Origin of the sequence: Streptomyces sp. MS191, from assembly GCF_008042125.1 — a bacterium.
Classification (GTDB): Bacteria; Actinomycetota; Actinomycetes; order Streptomycetales; family Streptomycetaceae; genus Streptomyces.
The window spans coordinates 70,197-85,250 of record NZ_RDBI01000066.1 but is presented as its reverse complement, the minus strand read 5'-3'; the positions used below and the strand labels follow the sequence as shown (position 1 = coordinate 85,250).

The window sequence follows — 15,054 nt, the reverse complement described above, 5'->3', positions numbered from 1 at the left end:
GCCGGTCGAGCTGTGGGCCGAGCACCACGACAAGCTGCTGCGCCGGCTCGCCGGGCGGTTGTCCCACGACGTGCGGATCCGGCGCGTGAGCGAGGCCCCCAGCGGATTCAACGCGCGTTTCTCCGCCATCTGGCGCCGCTACGCCTACCGTGTGACCGACGCCCCCGCCCAACCCCAGGGACTTCATCTCCAGCGAGGCGAAGGACAAGGCCCCGCTGAGCGCCGAGGGCCTCTTCCCGGGCAAGAAGCTGACCATGAGCGGCCGCGAGTACAAGAAGGGCGCGACCTCCTCCACGACGAACTGCGCGAGCGTCACGACGGGCGCCCTGGGCGGGGTGCTGAAGCGCAACGGCTGCGGCCGCGTGATCCGCGCCACGTACGTGAAGGACGGGGTGGCGATCACCGTCGGCGTGGCCGTCTTCTCCACCGAGGCGGAGGCCCTGAAGGCGAAGAACCAGGCCGCCGGCGGCATCGCCCCGCTGGCGGGCGCGGGCGTCGGCGACTTCTGCCGCGCCACCGTCTGCCTGCGCCGCGCGAACTCGATCGGCCGGTACGCCTACTTCACCCAGGCGGGCTTCACCGACGGCAGGAAGGTCACGAAGGCCGACAAGCCGATCTTCCAGGCCAGCGACGACGTGAACTCCTTCGCCTTCAACCAGATCTACGCCCGCGGCAGGGCGCAGGCCTCAGCAGCAGCCGGCGCTCCCGGGGAGTGACCGCTTGTTCCTGGCCTCCAGGTTCCGGGCGGCCAGGAACTCGTCGGCGGGATAGCCGACCTCTTCGAGAGTGAGGCCGTGCGGCCTCACGACGTGCACGGCGGAGTCCCGCACGCCGGCGGCCAGCACCTTGCCCGGCCAGTCGACCGGGCGGTGCCCGTCGCCCACGAAGAGCAGCGCGCCGACCAGCGAGCGGACCATGTTGTGGCAGAAGGCGTCGGCCTTCACGGTGGCCTCGAGGATGCCGTCCGCGCGCCGCTCCCAGCGCAGCTCCTGGAGCGTGCGGATGGTGGTGGCGCCCTCGCGCTTCTTGCAGTAGGCGGCGAAGTCGTGCTCGCCGACGAGGCGCTCGGCGGCGGCGTTCATCGCGTCCATGTCCAGGGCCCAGTCGTGCCACAGGACGTGCCCGCGCAGCAGTGGGTCGACGCCGCCGGGGGCGTCGGTCACACGGTAGGCGTAGCGGCGCCAGATGGCGGAGAAACGCGCGTTGAATCCGCTGGGGGCCTCGCTCACGCGCCGGATCCGCACGTCGTGGGACAACCGCCCGGCGAGCCGGCGCAGCAGCTTGTCGTGGTGCTCGGCCCACAGCTCGACCGGCAGGTCGACGTGCGCGACCTGCCCGCGGGCGTGCACACCCGCGTCGGTGCGGCCGGCGACCGTCAGCTCGTACGTCTCCTGGGACCGGGTCACCGTGCGCAGGGCGTCCTCGATGTCGCCCTGGACGGTCCGCCGCCCGTGGGCCTGCTTGGCCCATCCGGAGAAGTCCCTGCCGTCGTAGGACAGGTCGAGCCGGACTCGTACGAAACCGGGCTGCACGTCATCGCTCACGCGGAAAATCCTCTCAGAACCCTGTGCACGCGGAAGCGGGCCCGTACCCCCAGGGGTACGGGCCCGCCCACGAGAAACGTCGGAACGCTTACGCGTCCTTCGACTCCTCGGCCGGAGCGTCCTCGGCCTTGGTCTCCTCGACCTTGGCCTCGTCGGCCTCCTTGACCGCGCGCTTGGCGGCGGCCTCGGCCTCGGCGACGGTCGCCTTCTTGGCGATCTCGCCCTCGACCAGCTCGATCACGGCCATCGGGGCGTTGTCGCCACGACGGTTGCCGATCTTGGTGATGCGGGTGTAGCCACCCGGGCGCTCGGAGTAGCGCGGGGCGATCTCGGTGAAGAGGGTGTGGACGATGCCCTTGTCGGTGATCGTCTGCAGCACCAGGCGACGGTTGTGGATGTCGCCCTTCTTCGCCTTGGTGATCAGGCGCTCGGCGACCGGACGCAGGCGGCGGGCCTTGGCCTCGGTCGTGGTGATGCGGCCGTGCTCGAAGAGCGACTTCGCCAGGTTGGCAAGCAGCAGACGCTCGTGAGCGGCGCTGCCGCCGAGGCGGGCACCCTTGGTGGGACGCGGCATGGTGTTTCTCCTTGTGATCTGCACCGGCCGTGTGAGGTACCGGTGTCAGTGTCCGCGCGGGCGGTCTGCCCGACGGAGATCCGGGCGGAACCCGGAAACCCGGGGCCGTGAGGCCCCGGAGGTCTGTCGTCCCGGCCGGAGCCGGGAAAGCCGTCCGTCGCACCGGGGGCCGGAACCCCGAAGGGTCCCGGTCCCCGGCGACGGAGCGACTAGTACTGCTCGGTCTCGACGAAGCCCGCGTCCGCGTCGTCGTCGGCGCCGAAGGCGTCGGCGGCGGCGGTCGGGTCGAATCCGGGCGGGCTGTCCTTGAGGGCCAGGCCCATGCCGGCCAGCTTCGCCTTGACCTCGTCGATCGACTTCGCACCGAAGTTGCGGATGTCGAGCAGGTCGGCCTCGGAACGCGCCACGAGCTCACCCACGGAGTGGATGCCCTCGCGCTTGAGGCAGTTGTACGAACGAACGGTGAGCTCGAGCTCCTCGATCGGCAGCGCCAGGTCGGCGGCCAGGGCGGCGTCCGTCGGGGACGGGCCCATGTCGATGCCCTCGGCGTCGATGTTGAGCTCGCGCGCCAGACCGAACAGCTCGACCAGGGTCTTGCCGGCGGACGCCATGGCGTCACGCGGGCGCATGGCCTGCTTGGTCTCGACGTCGACGATCAGCTTGTCGAAGTCGGTGCGCTGCTCGACACGGGTCGCCTCGACCTTGTACGTGACCTTGAGCACCGGCGAGTAGATGGAGTCGACCGGGATACGGCCGATCTCCTGGCCCACCTGCTTGTTCTGGACGGCGGAGACGTAGCCGCGACCGCGCTCGACGGTCAGCTCCATCTCCAGCTTGCCCTTGCCGTTGAGCGTGGCGAGGACGAGGTCCGGGTTGTGCACCTCGACACCGGCCGGCGGGGCGATGTCGGCAGCGGTGACCAGGCCGGGACCCTGCTTGCGCAGGTACATCACGACCGGCTCGTCGTGCTCCGAGGAGACGACCAGCTGCTTGATGTTGAGGATGAGGTCGGTGACGTCCTCCTTGACGCCCGGCACGGTGGTGAACTCGTGCAGGACACCGTCGATGCGGATGGACGTGACGGCCGCACCCGGGATCGAGGAGAGGAGCGTACGACGGAGGCTGTTGCCGAGCGTGTAGCCGAAGCCCGGCTCCAGCGGCTCGATGACGAACCGCGAGCGGTATTCGTCGACGACCTCTTCGGTCAGCGAGGGACGCTGAGCGATCAGCATGTTGTGAATCCTTCAGTCATGGACACCCACTATTTGATGCCCTGAGGTACTGCTGGTACTGCAAGGGTACGGGCGGCACGCCCCCGAAGAGCCGTACCGCCCGAAGCCTGTGTCAAGCAGCCGTGCGTCAGACGCGGCGGCGCTTGGGGGGACGGCAGCCGTTGTGCGGCGTGGGGGTGACGTCCTGGATCGAACCGACCTCGAGGCCCGTGGCCTGGAGGGAACGGATCGCGGTCTCGCGGCCGGAGCCCGGACCCTTCACGAAGACGTCGACCTTGCGCATGCCGTGCTCCTGCGCGCGGCGGGCGGCCGACTCGGCGGCCATCTGCGCGGCGAACGGAGTCGACTTACGCGAGCCCTTGAAGCCGACGTGGCCGGCGGAGGCCCAGGAGATCACGTTGCCGGACGGGTCCGTGATCGAGACGATCGTGTTGTTGAACGTGCTCTTGATGTGCGCGTGGCCGTGAGCGACGTTCTTCTTTTCCTTGCGGCGCACCTTCTTGGCAGCGCCCTGACGACCCTTGGGGGGCATCTATTACTCCTACGGGAGGTGGTCGGTCCTACAGCGAAGACCGCATGGTCAAGCGTCCGCTGAGGACTACTTCTTGCCCGGCTTCTTCTTGCCGGCGATGGCGCGACGCGGGCCCTTACGGGTACGGGCGTTCGTGCTGGTGCGCTGACCGTGAACCGGCAGGCCGCGACGGTGGCGGATGCCCTGGTAGCACTGGATCTCGATCTTGCGGCGGATGTCGCCCTGGATCTCGCGGCGGAGGTCGCCCTCGGTCTGGAGGTTGGCGTCCACGTACTCGCGAATCTTGACCAGGTCCTCTTCGGCCAGGTCACGAACGCGGGTGTTCGGGTTCACGCCCGTGGAGGCGAGGATCTCCTTGGACCGGGTGCGCCCGATACCGAAGACGTAGGTGAGTGCGATCTCCACACGCTTTTCGCGCGGGATGTCAACACCGGAAACGCGTGCCATTCAATGGCTCCTGTGTGTTCGGGGGTCTTCCGCAAAGCCACTCCCGATCGCCGTATGAGGTACGAATCGGGTCCCCGGCCCCCGCCGGAGGTACCGCCGACCCTTGCGGGCTGGGCGGGCTCTGCTTATGTACGAATTGCTTGCGTCGCGCGAAGAACTGCGGAGGTGCAGGTCGGTCGGCGTGCGTCAGCCCTGGCGCTGCTTGTGGCGCAGGTTGTCGCAGATGACCATGACCCGGCCGTGACGGCGGATCACCTTGCACTTGTCGCAGATCTTCTTGACGCTCGGCTTGACCTTCATGGGATGTGAGGTTCTCCGGGTCAGTGCCACCACCCGCGCCGTAGGCGGGGTGCGGGCAAGATCTACTTGTACCGGTAGACGATCCGGCCACGCGTCAGGTCATAGGGAGAGAGCTCCACCACGACCCGGTCGTCCGGAAGGATTCGGATGTAGTGCATCCGCATCTTGCCGGAGATGTGCGCGAGGACCTTGTGACCGTTCTGGAGCTCCACCTTGAACATGGCGTTCGGGAGGGACTCGATCACGGTGCCCTCGATTTCGATGGCACCTTGCTTCTTGGCCACGCTTCGCCTTTCGAATCGGCTACCTTGATCGACTCTCGCCGCCGCATGAGGACACACGGGTACACGAGAGCCGACGCATCAGTCTACGTCAGCCCCTTGGAAAAGACGAATCCGGGAAGTTTGCCCACCTCGGAAGATCCTTACGCAAGGAGCCACGCCGTAGAAAACCAGGGGTGCGGCGCGCTACGCCAGCGGGTCCGGCGCCGCGGTGACGCCCAGTTCCGCCAGCTTCGCCTTGCCGCCGTCGGGCGCCGTCAGCACCAGCGGTCCGGCCTCCGTCACGGCGACCGAGTGCTCCCAGTGGGAGGACCAGGTGCCGTCCGTGGTGATGACCGTCCAGTCGTCCGAGAGGACCTCGGTGCGCGGCGTGCCCAGGGACACCATCGGCTCGATCGCCAGGCAGAAGCCGGGGACCAGCCGGGGACCCTTGCCCCGCTTGCGCGAGACGTAGTTCAGCAGGTGCGGGTCCATGTGCATCTCGGTGCCGATGCCGTGGCCGCCGTAGTCCTCGACGATGCCGTACTTGCCGCCGCCGGGCTTGGGCTGGCGCCGGATGTACGTCTCGATGGCGCGCGAGATGTCCACCAGGCGGTTGCCGTTCTTCATGGCGGCGATACCGGCCCACATCGACTCCTCGGTCACCCGGGAGAGCTCGATCAGCTCCGGGGCGTGCCCCGAGCCGACGAAGGCGGTGTAGGCCGCGTCGCCGTGCCAGCCGTCGATGATCGCGCCGCAGTCGATCGAGATGATGTCGCCGTCCTTGAGGACGGTCTTCTCGTCCGGGATGCCGTGCACGACGACCTCGTTCACCGAGGTGCAGATCGTCGCGGGGAAACCGCCGTACCCCAGGAAGTTCGACTTCGCGCCGTGGTCCGCGATCACCTTGCGCGCGACCTCGTCCAGGTCCTTCGTCGTCGACCCGGGCACAGCCGCCTCGCGGGTCGCCGCGTGGATGGCGGCGACGACCAGCCCCGCCTCACGCATCTTCGCGATCTGCTCGGGGGTCTTGATCTGCACCATCGTGGCGGGGGCCTTTCCATACGAGTACACGGGACATAACAACGATACGGCCGCGGCGCCCCGAGGGGCACCGCGGCCGTATCCGTGGTGTGTGGGTCAGCTCTTCTTCAGCGCGGCCATCGCCCGCGCCGTGACCTCGTCCACCTTGCCGAGCGCCGAGATCGTCACGACCAGGTTCTGCGCCCGGTAGTAGTCGATGATCGGCTCGGTCTGGGTGTGGTAGACCTCCAGGCGCCGGCGGACCGTCGCCTCGGAGTCGTCGTCACGCTGGTAGAGCTCGCCGCCGCACACGTCACAGACGCCCTCCGCCTTCGGCGGGGTGTAGGTGACGTGGAAGACGTGCGCGCTGTCGTTGCGGCAGATGCGGCGACCCGCGATCCGCTTCACGACCTCGTCCTCGGGGACCTCCAGGTCCAGGACCGCGTCCAGCTGCATGTCCTCAGCCTTGAGGACCACATCCAGAGCCTCGGCCTGGGCCACGTTGCGCGGGAACCCGTCCAGCAGGAAGCCGTTGGCGGCGTCCGCCTGCTCCATGCGGTCCTTGGCCATCCCGATGGTGACCTCGTCCGGGACAAGGTCGCCGGCGTCCATGTACGCCTTGGCCTTGAGTCCCAGCTCCGTGCCCTGACTGATGTTGGCGCGGAACAGGTCACCCGTGGAGATGTGCGGGATGTCCAGGTTCTTGGCAAGGAACGCGGCCTGCGTACCCTTGCCGGCCCCGGGCGGTCCGACGAGGACGATTCGCATCAGCGGAGGAACCCTTCGTAATTGCGCTGCTGGAGCTGGCTCTCGATCTGCTTCACGGTCTCCAGCCCCACACCCACGATGATGAGGATGCTCGTCCCACCGAAGGGGAAGTTGGCATTGGCGCCACCGAAGCCTGCCAACGCCATCGTCGGCACAAGAGCGATCAGACCCAGATACAGCGAGCCCGGCCAAGTGATCCGGTTGAGCACGTAGCTCAGGTACTCGGCAGTAGGTCGACCAGCCCGGATACCCGGGATGAAGCCACCATACTTCTTCATGTTGTCGGCGACTTCCTCGGGGTTGAACGAGATCGCCACGTAGAAGAAGGCGAAGAACACGATCAGGAGGAAGTACGCGGCGATGTAGTAGGGGTGGTCACCCTTGACGAAGTGGGCTTCGATCCAGGTTTTCCAGCCTGCCGTGGAGTTCGAGAACTGCGCGATCAAGGCCGGGATGTAGAGCAGCGACGAGGCGAAGATGACAGGAATCACACCTGCCTGGTTCACCTTGAGAGGGATATAAGTGGACGTTCCGCCGTAGGACCTGCGGCCGATCATCCGCTTCGCGTACTGCACGGGGATGCGCCGCTGCGCCTGCTCGACGAAGACGACGAGCGCCACCATCACGAAGCCGATCAGGATGACGGTGCCGAACTCGATCCAGCCCTTGGCGAGCTTGCCGCTCTCCTTGATGGCCCACAGGGCACCCGGGAAGCCGGCGGCGATCGAGATGAACATCAGGATCGACATGCCGTTGCCGATGCCGCGGTCGGTGACGAGCTCACCGAGCCACATGACCACCGCGGTGCCGGCGGTCATCGTGATGACCATCGTGGCGGTGATGAAGATGGACTGGTCGGGCACGACCTGGTTGGCGACCGTGCAGCCGCTGAACAGCGCGCCGGTGCGCGCCGTCGCGACGAGGCCGGTGCCCTGAAGGATGGCGAGGGCGATCGTCAGGTAGCGCGTGTACTGCGTGATCTTCGCCGTGCCGGACTGCCCCTCCTTCTTGAGGGCTTCCAGGCGCGGGATCACGACGGTCAGCAGCTGCAGGATGATGCTCGCCGTGATGTACGGCATGATGCCGAGCGCGAAGATGGTGATCTGCAGCAGCGCGCCGCCACTGAACATGTTCACCAGGCCGAACAGGGAGTTGTTGCCCTGACTCGCCTGGTCCACGCACTGCTGGACGGCCTTGTAGCTGACGCCCGGCACGGGGATGTGTGCCCCGAGTCGGTACAGCACGATGATGCCGAGTGTGAAGAGCAGCTTCTTGCGCAGGTCGGGCGTCTTGAACGCCCGGGCGAACGCGGTGAGCACGGTGCCTCCTGCGACCCCCGCGCTATGCGTCAGAGGTGACGGTCTTGAGGTTCGACGAGTAGATACGAGTCACGAAAACCGCGCGGGCATACCGCACGGAGCCTAGACATGCACGCCACCTTACCGGCGACCATGCCCCCCTAGGAACGACCAACCGGGGATGCCCCATTTGAGAGGCATCCCCGGTCGGATGTTCAGGCCATCGAGTCGTCTCAGACGAGCTCGGTGACGGTGCCGCCGGCGGCGGCGATCTTCTCCTTGGCGGAGCCGGAGACGGCGTCGACCGTCACCTGCAGCGCCACGGAGACCTCACCGGTGCCGAGCACCTTGACGAGGCTGTTCTTGCGCACCGCGCCCTTGGCGACCAGGTCGGCCACCGTGACCTCTCCACCCTCGGGGTAGAGAGCGCCGAGCTTGTCCAGGTTCACGACCTGGTACTCGGTGCGGAACGGGTTCTTGAAGCCCTTGAGCTTCGGAAGACGCATGTGGAGGGGCATCTGCCCACCCTCGAAGCGCTCCGGAACCTGGTAACGGGCCTTCGTACCCTTGGTACCACGACCAGCGGTCTTACCCTTGGACGCCTCACCACGACCCACACGGGTCTTGGCGGTCTTGGCGCCCGGGGCAGGCCGGAGGTTGTGGGCCTTCAGCGGGCTGTTCTCCGCCATGTCAGTCAACCTCCTCAACCGTCACGAGGTGGCGGACGGTGTGCACCATGCCGCGGAACTCGGGGCGGTCCTCCTTGACAACCACGTCGTTGACCTTCTTCAGGCCGAGCGAACGCAGGGTGTCGCGGTGGTTCTGCTTGCTGCCGATGTACGACTTCGTCTGCGTGACCTTGAGGCGAGCCATTACGCACCCGCCCCGGCACGCGCACGAAGCAGAGCCGCGGGAGCGACGTCCTCGAGGGGCAGACCACGGCGAGCCGCGATCTCCTCGGGACGCTGCAGGCCCTTCAGGGCCTCCACGGTCGCGTGCACGATGTTGATCGCGTTGTCGGAGCCGAGCGACTTCGACAGGATGTCGTGAACGCCGGCGCACTCGAGCACGGCACGCACCGGGCCACCGGCGATGACGCCGGTACCGGGGGAAGCCGGCTTGAGCAGGACGACGCCCGCGGCCTTCTCGCCCTGGATCGGGTGAGGGATGGTGCCCTGGATGCGCGGAACCTTGAAGAAGTTCTTCTTGGCTTCCTCGACACCCTTGGCGATGGCCGCGGGAACTTCCTTGGCCTTGCCGTAACCGACACCTACAGTGCCGTCACCGTCGCCCACCACGACCAGCGCGGTGAAGCTGAAGCGGCGACCGCCCTTGACAACCTTGGCGACGCGGTTGATCGCGACAACGCGCTCAACGTACGCGGTCTTCTCGGCGGCAGCGCCACCGTCGCGACCCTTCCGGTCCCGCCGCTCGCCGCCACCGGCACCGCTTCCGCGGCGCTGGGGTCCAGCCATTGGATTACCTCTCTCTGTTACGTCCGTTAGTCCCGGAACCGGGGCTTAGAACTTCAGCCCGGCTTCGCGGGCGGCGTCAGCCAGAGCGGCAATGCGCCCGGCGTACCTGTTGCCACCACGGTCGAACACGACGGCATCGACACCGGCGGCCTTGGCGCGCTCGGCGACGAGAGCGCCGACCTGCTTGGCCTGCGCGGACTTGTCACCCTCGCCGCCACGGATCGACGCGTCCAGGTTCGACGCGGACGCAAGGGTGTGACCCTTGAGGTCGTCGATGACCTGAGCGGTGATACCGCGGTTGGAACGCGTCACGACGAGGCGCGGACGCTCCGCCGTACCCGACACGTTCTTGCGGATGCGGATGTGGCGGCGCGCCTTGGCGGCACGCTTGTAAGCGTCGCCCTTGGCGATCTTCACACCGTATGCCATGGCTTACTTACCAGCCTTTCCGACCTTGCGGCGGATGACCTCGCCGGCGTACTTGACGCCCTTGGCCTTGTACGGGTCGGGCTTCCGCAGCTTGCGGATGTTCGCCGCGACCTCGCCGACCTTCTGCTTGTCGATGCCCTCGACCGAGAACTTCGTCGGCGACTCGACCTTGAACGCGATGCCCTCGGGCGCCTCGATCAGGATCGGGTGGCTGTAGCCGAGCTGGAACTCCAGACCGGAGCCCTTCGCGGCCACGCGGTAACCGACACCGCTGATCTCGAGCGCCTTCACGTACCCCTGGGTCACACCGGTGATCATGTTGGCCACCAGCGTGCGGGACAGGCCGTGGAGGGCCTTGTTCTGACGCTCGTCGTTCGGACGGGTGACGGACAGAACGCCGTCCTCGCCCTTAGCGACCTCGATCGGCGCGGCGACGGTGTGGGTCAGGGTGCCCTTGGAACCCTTGACCGTGACCGTGCGGCCATCGATGGTGACGTCCACGCCGGCGGGAACCTGGATAGGCAGCTTGCCAATACGCGACATTAGCTATTCCTCCGTTCCCGACTACCAGACGTAGGCGAGGACTTCCCCACCTACGCCCTTCTTGCCTGCCTGCTGGCCGGTCAGGAGACCGTGGGACGTGGAGATGATCGCCACGCCCAGGCCGCCGAGGACCTTCGGCAGGTTGGTGGACTTCGCGTAAACCCGGAGGCCCGGCTTCGAGATCCGCTTGATGCCCGCGATGGAGCGCTCACGGTTCGGACCGAACTTGAGCTCGAGGACGAGGTTCTTGCCGACCTCGGCGTCCTCGACCTTCCAGCCCGTGATGAAGCCCTCCTGCTGGAGGATTTCCGCGATGTGAGACTTGATCTTGCTGTGCGGCATCGTCACGGAGTCGTGGTACGCCGAGTTCGCGTTACGCAGACGCGTGAGCATGTCTGCGATCGGATCAGTCATGGTCATGAATTGGCCTTCGGCCTCTCTCGCCGGGGTTTCCTGTATGCGCCATCCCTCTCCCCACACAGGGGCGGGACGGGTGCGGCGCGGGGACCTACGGCGTAGTAAGTCGTACGGGCGGCGGACGCCCAACCCCACTAGCCTAAGGCATGCGGGGGTGGGCTTCCGCCGACCCAATGCTTACCGAGAGACTCCTGTTGCCCCTAACGTCCAAAGGACGGAAGGGAGTTACCAGGAGCTCTTGGTCACGCCCGGCAGCTCGCCACGGTGAGCCATCTCACGAAGGCACACGCGGCACAGGCCGAACTTGCGGTACACGGAGTGGGGACGACCACAGCGCTGGCAGCGCGTGTAGCCACGCACGCCGAACTTGGGCTTGCGGGCAGCCTTCGCGATGAGAGCCTTCTTCGCCATCTCGCTTACGCCTCCTTGAACGGGAAGCCGAGGTGACGCAGAAGGGCACGGCCCTCGTCGTCGTTGGTCGCCGTGGTCACCACGGTGATGTCCATACCCCGGACACGGTCGATCTTGTCCTGGTCGATCTCGTGGAACATGACCTGCTCCGTGAGACCGAAGGTGTAGTTGCCACGGCCGTCGAACTGCTTGGGGGACAGACCACGGAAGTCGCGGATGCGCGGAAGCGCGAGCGACAGGGTGCGGTCCAGGAACTCCCACATGCGGTCGCCACGGAGGGTGACGTGCGCGCCGATCGGCTGGCCCTCACGCAGCTTGAACTGCGCGATGGACTTGCGGGCCTTGGTGATGGCCGGCTTCTGACCGGTGATCGTGGTCAGGTCACGGACGGCACCGTCCATGAGCTTCGAGTCACGGGCGGCGTCGCCGACACCCATGTTGACCACGATCTTCACGAGGCCGGGAACCTGCATGACGTTCTCGTAGGAGAACTCCTCACGCAGCTTGCCCGCGATCTCCTCGCGGTACTTCGTCTTGAGACGCGGAGTGGTGGTAGCCATCAGATGTCCTCACCCGTCCGCTTGGCAACGCGGATCTTGTTGCCCTCGTCGTCGAAGCGGTAACCGACGCGCGTGACGACCTTCTTGCCGTCCTTCTCCACGACGAGCTGAACGTTGCTCACGTGGACAGGGGCCTCGGTCGTGACGATGCCACCGGCCTGCGAGGGGCCGGCCTTGGTGTGCTTCTTGACCCGGTTGACACCCTCGACGAGGACGCGGTTCTCGCGGGGGAAGGCCGTGATGACCTTGCCCTGCTTGCCCTTGTCCTTACCGGTGATGACCTGGACCAGGTCGCCCTTCTTGATCTTCATGCTTACAGCACCTCCGGCGCGAGCGAGATGATCTTCATGAACTTCTTCTCGCGCAGCTCACGGCCGACCGGGCCGAAGATACGGGTGCCACGAGGGTCGCCGTCGTTCTTGAGAATGACAGCGGCGTTCTCGTCGAAGCGGATGTACGAGCCGTCCTGGCGGCGGCGCTCCTTCACGGTGCGAACGATGACCGCCTTGACGACGTCACCCTTCTTCACGTTGCCACCGGGGATCGCGTCCTTGACGGTGGCGACGATGACGTCACCGATGCCCGCGTAGCGGCGACCGGAACCACCGAGAACACGGATGCAAAGGATCTCCTTGGCACCAGTGTTGTCGGCGACACGCAGTCGCGACTCCTGCTGGATCACGTCTATCTCCTGATTGTCTGCCGGTTCCCGGCCGGGGCTTCAGAGGAAGCCCCGGCCGAGCCTGGCGGAACTGACCCGAGGGAAACCCCTCGAGTAATTACTTGGCCTTCTCGAGGATCTCGACGACGCGCCAGTGCTTCGAGGCGGACAGCTTGCGCGTCTCCATCAGGAGGACGCGGTCGCCGACGCCGGCAGCGTTCTGCTCGTCGTGAGCCTTGAGCTTGTTGGTACGGCGGATCACCTTGCCGTACAGCGCGTGCTTGACGCGGTCCTCGACAGCGACGACGACGGTCTTGTCCATCTTGTCGCTGACGACGAGGCCCTCACGGACCTTGCGGGCGTTGCGCTCGGTCTTCTCAGTCACGTTGTTCTCGCTCATCAGGCGTTCTCCACCGTCTCGATGCCCAGCTCACGCTCGCGCATCAGGGTGTAGATCCGGGCGATGTCCTTACGGACGGACTTGAGCCGACCGTGGTTCTCGAGCTGGCCCGTCGCCGCCTGGAAGCGGAGGTTGAACAGCTCTTCCTTGGCCTCGCGGAGCTTGTTGAGAAGCTCCTCGTTGCCCAGCTCGCGCAGCTCGGACGCCTTGGTACCGGCAGTCATCACAGCTCACCTGCTTCGCGCTTAACGATCTTGCACTTCATCGGCAGCTTGTGAGCCGCACGGGTCAGGGCCTCGCGCGCGATCTTCTCGTTCGGGTAGGACAGCTCGAACATGACCCGACCGGGCTTGACGTTCGCGATCCACCACTCGGGCGAACCCTTACCGGAACCCATGCGGGTCTCGGCGGGCTTCTTCGTGAGGGGGCGGTCCGGGTAGATGTTGATCCAGACCTTGCCGCCACGCTTGATGTGGCGGGTCATCGCGATACGGGCCGCCTCGATCTGGCGGTTGGTCACGTACGCCGGAGTGAGGGCCTGAATGCCGTACTCGCCGAACGCGACCTGCGTACCACCCTTGGACATACCGCTGCGCTTCGGGTGGTGCTGCTTACGGTGCTTGACCCTACGGGGGATCAGCATTTCGGTCAGGCCTCCGTTCCGGTGCTCTCAGCCGGAGCGGCAGCGGCGGCGGGAGCGTCGGCCTTGGGGGCCTCGGCAGCCGGCGCGGACTGCTGCTGCGGCTTGCGGCCGCGGCCGCCACGCTCGCCACCACGGCCACCACGGCCGGCGGGACGGTCGCCAGCGCCGGCACCACGGGCCGGGCGGTTACCCGCACGGGCCGCAGCGTTCTCGGCGCGGACCTCGGCGATGTTCTTGACATCGCCCTTGTAGATCCAGACCTTCACGCCGATGCGGCCGAAGGTCGTCTTGGCCTCGAAGAAGCCGTAGTCGACGTTCGCGCGGAGCGTGTGCAGGGGCACACGGCCCTCGCGGTAGAACTCCGAGCGGGACATCTCGGCGCCGCCGAGACGACCGCCGCACTGGATCTTGATGCCCTTGGCGCCGGCCTTCATCGTGCCCTGCATGCTCTTACGCATGGCGCGACGGAAGGAGACGCGGGAGGAGAGCTGCTCGGCAACGGCCTGGGCGACCAGCTGAGCGTCCATCTCGGGGTTCTTGACCTCGAGGATGTTCAGCTGGACCTGCTTGCCCGTGAGCTTCTCGAGGTCGCCGCGGATGCGGTCGGCCTCGGCGCCACGGCGGCCGATGACGATGCCGGGACGCGCGGTGTGGATGTCCACCCGCACGCGGTCACGGGTGCGCTCGATCTCAACCTTCGAGATGCCGGCGCGCTCCATGCCGGACGTCATCATCCGACGGATGGCGACGTCTTCCTTGACGTAGTCCTTGTACAGCTTGTCGGCGTACCAGCGGGACTTGAAGTCCGTGGTGATGCCGAGCCGGAACCCATGCGGGTTAACCTTCTGGCCCATTACCGGGTTCCTTCCTTGCTGCTGACGACCACGGTGATGTGGCTGGTCCGCTTACGGATCCGGTAGGCACGGCCCTGGGCACGCGGACGGAACCGCTTCAGGGTCGGGCCCTCATCCACGTACGCCTCGCTGATGACCAGCGAAGAGGCGTCCGTGTGGTCGTAGTTGTGTGCAGCGTTGGCGATGGCGCTGTCCAGCACCTTGCCAACCGGCACGCTCGCGGCCTGCGGGGCGAAACGCAGGACCGCCTGAGCCTCCGTGGCGTCCATGCCACGGATAAGGTCCACCACGCGGCGGGCCTTCATGGGCGTGACGCGGATGTACCGCGCCTGGGCCCTGGCTTCCATGGTTGTCCTTCCGATGTCTGTCATGGTCATTCCACCCCGCTACTAGCGGCGCTTCGACTTCCGGTCGTCCTTCACGTGACCCCGGAAGGTGCGCGTCGGCGAGAACTCGCCGAGCTTGTGGCCGACCATCGACTCGGTGACGAACACCGGAATGTGGGTCTTGCCGTTGTGCACCGCGATCGTGTGGCCGAGCATGGCCGGGATGATCATCGAGCGACGGGACCAGGTCTTGATGACGTTCTTGGTACCGGCTTCGTTCTGAGCGTCCACCTTCTTTACGAGGTGTCCGTCGACGAAGGGTCCCTTCTTGAGACTGCGCGGCATCTAAACCCGCTC

The 15,054-nt window shown here is 66.5% G+C and carries 27 protein-coding genes and 1 pseudogene; 2 read left to right on the top strand and 26 right to left on the bottom strand.

Features of this window, described 5'->3' with window-relative positions:
- Positions 1–166, top strand: a pseudogene (locus tag EAO71_RS39245) (tRNA pseudouridine(38-40) synthase TruA); the annotation flags it as partial.
- Positions 167–254: 88 nt separating this feature from the next.
- Positions 255–716 carry a hypothetical protein gene (locus tag EAO71_RS28955; protein WP_147980765.1) on the top strand — a complete coding sequence of 154 codons (462 nt, stop codon included), beginning with the start codon at positions 255–257 and terminating at the stop codon, positions 714–716.
- Here the strand turns inward: EAO71_RS28955 and truA are convergent.
- The 26 genes from truA to rpsS form a co-directional block, all read right to left on the bottom strand.
- Entirely contained in the window at positions 687–1,544 is an 858-nt protein-coding gene (gene truA / locus EAO71_RS28950; RefSeq protein ID WP_147980764.1) for a tRNA pseudouridine(38-40) synthase TruA, read from the bottom strand. The two genes, EAO71_RS28955 and truA, sit on opposite strands and share 30 nt — an antisense overlap.
- Positions 1,545–1,632: 88 nt before the next feature.
- Positions 1,633–2,118: a 50S ribosomal protein L17 gene (rplQ, locus tag EAO71_RS28945; protein ID WP_147980763.1), complete on the bottom strand. Its 486-nt coding sequence runs from the start codon at positions 2,116–2,118 to the stop codon at positions 1,633–1,635.
- A gap of 209 nt (positions 2,119–2,327) precedes the next feature.
- Complete coding sequence (locus EAO71_RS28940) at positions 2,328–3,350, bottom strand: DNA-directed RNA polymerase subunit alpha (RefSeq protein WP_003956430.1); 1,023 nt, start codon at positions 3,348–3,350, stop codon at positions 2,328–2,330.
- 127 nt (positions 3,351–3,477) lie between these two features.
- Complete coding sequence (rpsK, locus tag EAO71_RS28935; RefSeq protein WP_003956432.1) at positions 3,478–3,882, bottom strand: 30S ribosomal protein S11; 405 nt, start codon at positions 3,880–3,882, stop codon at positions 3,478–3,480.
- A 66-nt stretch (positions 3,883–3,948) separates the two neighbouring features.
- Positions 3,949–4,329 (bottom strand): 30S ribosomal protein S13, encoded by a 381-nt coding sequence (gene rpsM, locus EAO71_RS28930; protein ID WP_005313488.1) that lies wholly within the window; start codon positions 4,327–4,329, stop codon positions 3,949–3,951.
- Between the two features lie 186 nt (positions 4,330–4,515).
- A complete protein-coding gene (gene rpmJ, locus EAO71_RS28925) occupies positions 4,516–4,629 on the bottom strand; it encodes a 50S ribosomal protein L36 (protein WP_003956441.1) in 114 nt (37 codons plus the stop codon).
- Between the two features lie 62 nt (positions 4,630–4,691).
- Positions 4,692–4,913: a translation initiation factor IF-1 gene (gene infA / locus EAO71_RS28920; protein ID WP_003956442.1), complete on the bottom strand. Its 222-nt coding sequence runs from the start codon at positions 4,911–4,913 to the stop codon at positions 4,692–4,694.
- Between the two features lie 183 nt (positions 4,914–5,096).
- Entirely contained in the window at positions 5,097–5,933 is an 837-nt protein-coding gene (map, locus tag EAO71_RS28915; protein WP_147981311.1) for a type I methionyl aminopeptidase, read from the bottom strand.
- A gap of 96 nt (positions 5,934–6,029) precedes the next feature.
- The gene (locus EAO71_RS28910; RefSeq protein WP_147980762.1) at positions 6,030–6,680 is read right to left on the bottom strand and encodes an adenylate kinase; all 651 of its coding nucleotides are present in this window, start codon (positions 6,678–6,680) and stop codon (positions 6,030–6,032) included.
- On the bottom strand, positions 6,680–7,999 hold the full coding sequence (gene secY / locus EAO71_RS28905) for a preprotein translocase subunit SecY (protein WP_147980761.1): 1,320 nt from the start codon (positions 7,997–7,999) through the stop codon (positions 6,680–6,682). Before secY ends, EAO71_RS28910 begins: the two co-directional genes overlap by 1 nt.
- Before the next feature lie 212 nt (positions 8,000–8,211).
- Entirely contained in the window at positions 8,212–8,667 is a 456-nt protein-coding gene (rplO, locus tag EAO71_RS28900; RefSeq protein ID WP_147980760.1) for a 50S ribosomal protein L15, read from the bottom strand.
- A 1-nt stretch (position 8,668) separates the two neighbouring features.
- Entirely contained in the window at positions 8,669–8,851 is a 183-nt protein-coding gene (gene rpmD, locus EAO71_RS28895; protein ID WP_015035589.1) for a 50S ribosomal protein L30, read from the bottom strand.
- Positions 8,851–9,453, bottom strand: a complete 603-nt coding sequence (gene rpsE, locus EAO71_RS28890) for a 30S ribosomal protein S5 (protein ID WP_015035588.1) — start codon at positions 9,451–9,453, stop codon at positions 8,851–8,853. The genes rpmD and rpsE overlap by 1 nt, the downstream gene beginning before the upstream one ends.
- 45 nt (positions 9,454–9,498) lie before the next feature.
- On the bottom strand, positions 9,499–9,882 hold the full coding sequence (gene rplR / locus EAO71_RS28885; protein ID WP_147980759.1) for a 50S ribosomal protein L18: 384 nt from the start codon (positions 9,880–9,882) through the stop codon (positions 9,499–9,501).
- A 3-nt stretch (positions 9,883–9,885) separates the two neighbouring features.
- Complete coding sequence (gene rplF, locus EAO71_RS28880) at positions 9,886–10,425, bottom strand: 50S ribosomal protein L6 (RefSeq protein ID WP_147980758.1); 540 nt, start codon at positions 10,423–10,425, stop codon at positions 9,886–9,888.
- A 21-nt stretch (positions 10,426–10,446) separates the two neighbouring features.
- Positions 10,447–10,845 (bottom strand): 30S ribosomal protein S8, encoded by a 399-nt coding sequence (rpsH, locus tag EAO71_RS28875; RefSeq protein WP_015035585.1) that lies wholly within the window; start codon positions 10,843–10,845, stop codon positions 10,447–10,449.
- A gap of 222 nt (positions 10,846–11,067) precedes the next feature.
- A complete protein-coding gene (locus tag EAO71_RS28865; RefSeq protein WP_003948630.1) occupies positions 11,068–11,253 on the bottom strand; it encodes a type Z 30S ribosomal protein S14 in 186 nt (61 codons plus the stop codon).
- A gap of 5 nt (positions 11,254–11,258) precedes the next feature.
- Complete coding sequence (rplE, locus tag EAO71_RS28860) at positions 11,259–11,816, bottom strand: 50S ribosomal protein L5 (protein ID WP_147980756.1); 558 nt, start codon at positions 11,814–11,816, stop codon at positions 11,259–11,261.
- Positions 11,813–12,124, bottom strand: a complete 312-nt coding sequence (gene rplX / locus EAO71_RS28855) for a 50S ribosomal protein L24 (RefSeq protein ID WP_015035583.1) — start codon at positions 12,122–12,124, stop codon at positions 11,813–11,815. The genes rplE and rplX overlap by 4 nt, the downstream gene beginning before the upstream one ends.
- Positions 12,125–12,126: 2 nt before the next feature.
- Entirely contained in the window at positions 12,127–12,495 is a 369-nt protein-coding gene (rplN, locus tag EAO71_RS28850; protein ID WP_003956455.1) for a 50S ribosomal protein L14, read from the bottom strand.
- Positions 12,496–12,592: 97 nt separating this feature from the next.
- Positions 12,593–12,874, bottom strand: coding sequence for a 30S ribosomal protein S17 (gene rpsQ / locus EAO71_RS28845; protein ID WP_147980755.1), 282 nt, complete (start codon positions 12,872–12,874; stop codon positions 12,593–12,595).
- Complete coding sequence (rpmC, locus tag EAO71_RS28840) at positions 12,874–13,098, bottom strand: 50S ribosomal protein L29 (protein WP_147980754.1); 225 nt, start codon at positions 13,096–13,098, stop codon at positions 12,874–12,876. The genes rpsQ and rpmC overlap by 1 nt, the downstream gene beginning before the upstream one ends.
- On the bottom strand, positions 13,098–13,517 hold the full coding sequence (gene rplP, locus EAO71_RS28835) for a 50S ribosomal protein L16 (RefSeq protein ID WP_015035580.1): 420 nt from the start codon (positions 13,515–13,517) through the stop codon (positions 13,098–13,100). Before rplP ends, rpmC begins: the two co-directional genes overlap by 1 nt.
- Before the next feature lie 5 nt (positions 13,518–13,522).
- Complete coding sequence (gene rpsC / locus EAO71_RS28830; RefSeq protein ID WP_017239578.1) at positions 13,523–14,371, bottom strand: 30S ribosomal protein S3; 849 nt, start codon at positions 14,369–14,371, stop codon at positions 13,523–13,525.
- Positions 14,371–14,718, bottom strand: a complete 348-nt coding sequence (gene rplV, locus EAO71_RS28825; RefSeq protein WP_004571827.1) for a 50S ribosomal protein L22 — start codon at positions 14,716–14,718, stop codon at positions 14,371–14,373. The genes rpsC and rplV overlap by 1 nt, the downstream gene beginning before the upstream one ends.
- A gap of 42 nt (positions 14,719–14,760) precedes the next feature.
- Positions 14,761–15,042 carry a 30S ribosomal protein S19 gene (gene rpsS, locus EAO71_RS28820; RefSeq protein ID WP_015035577.1) on the bottom strand — a complete coding sequence of 94 codons (282 nt, stop codon included), beginning with the start codon at positions 15,040–15,042 and terminating at the stop codon, positions 14,761–14,763.
- Between the last annotated feature and the right edge of the window lie 12 nt (positions 15,043–15,054).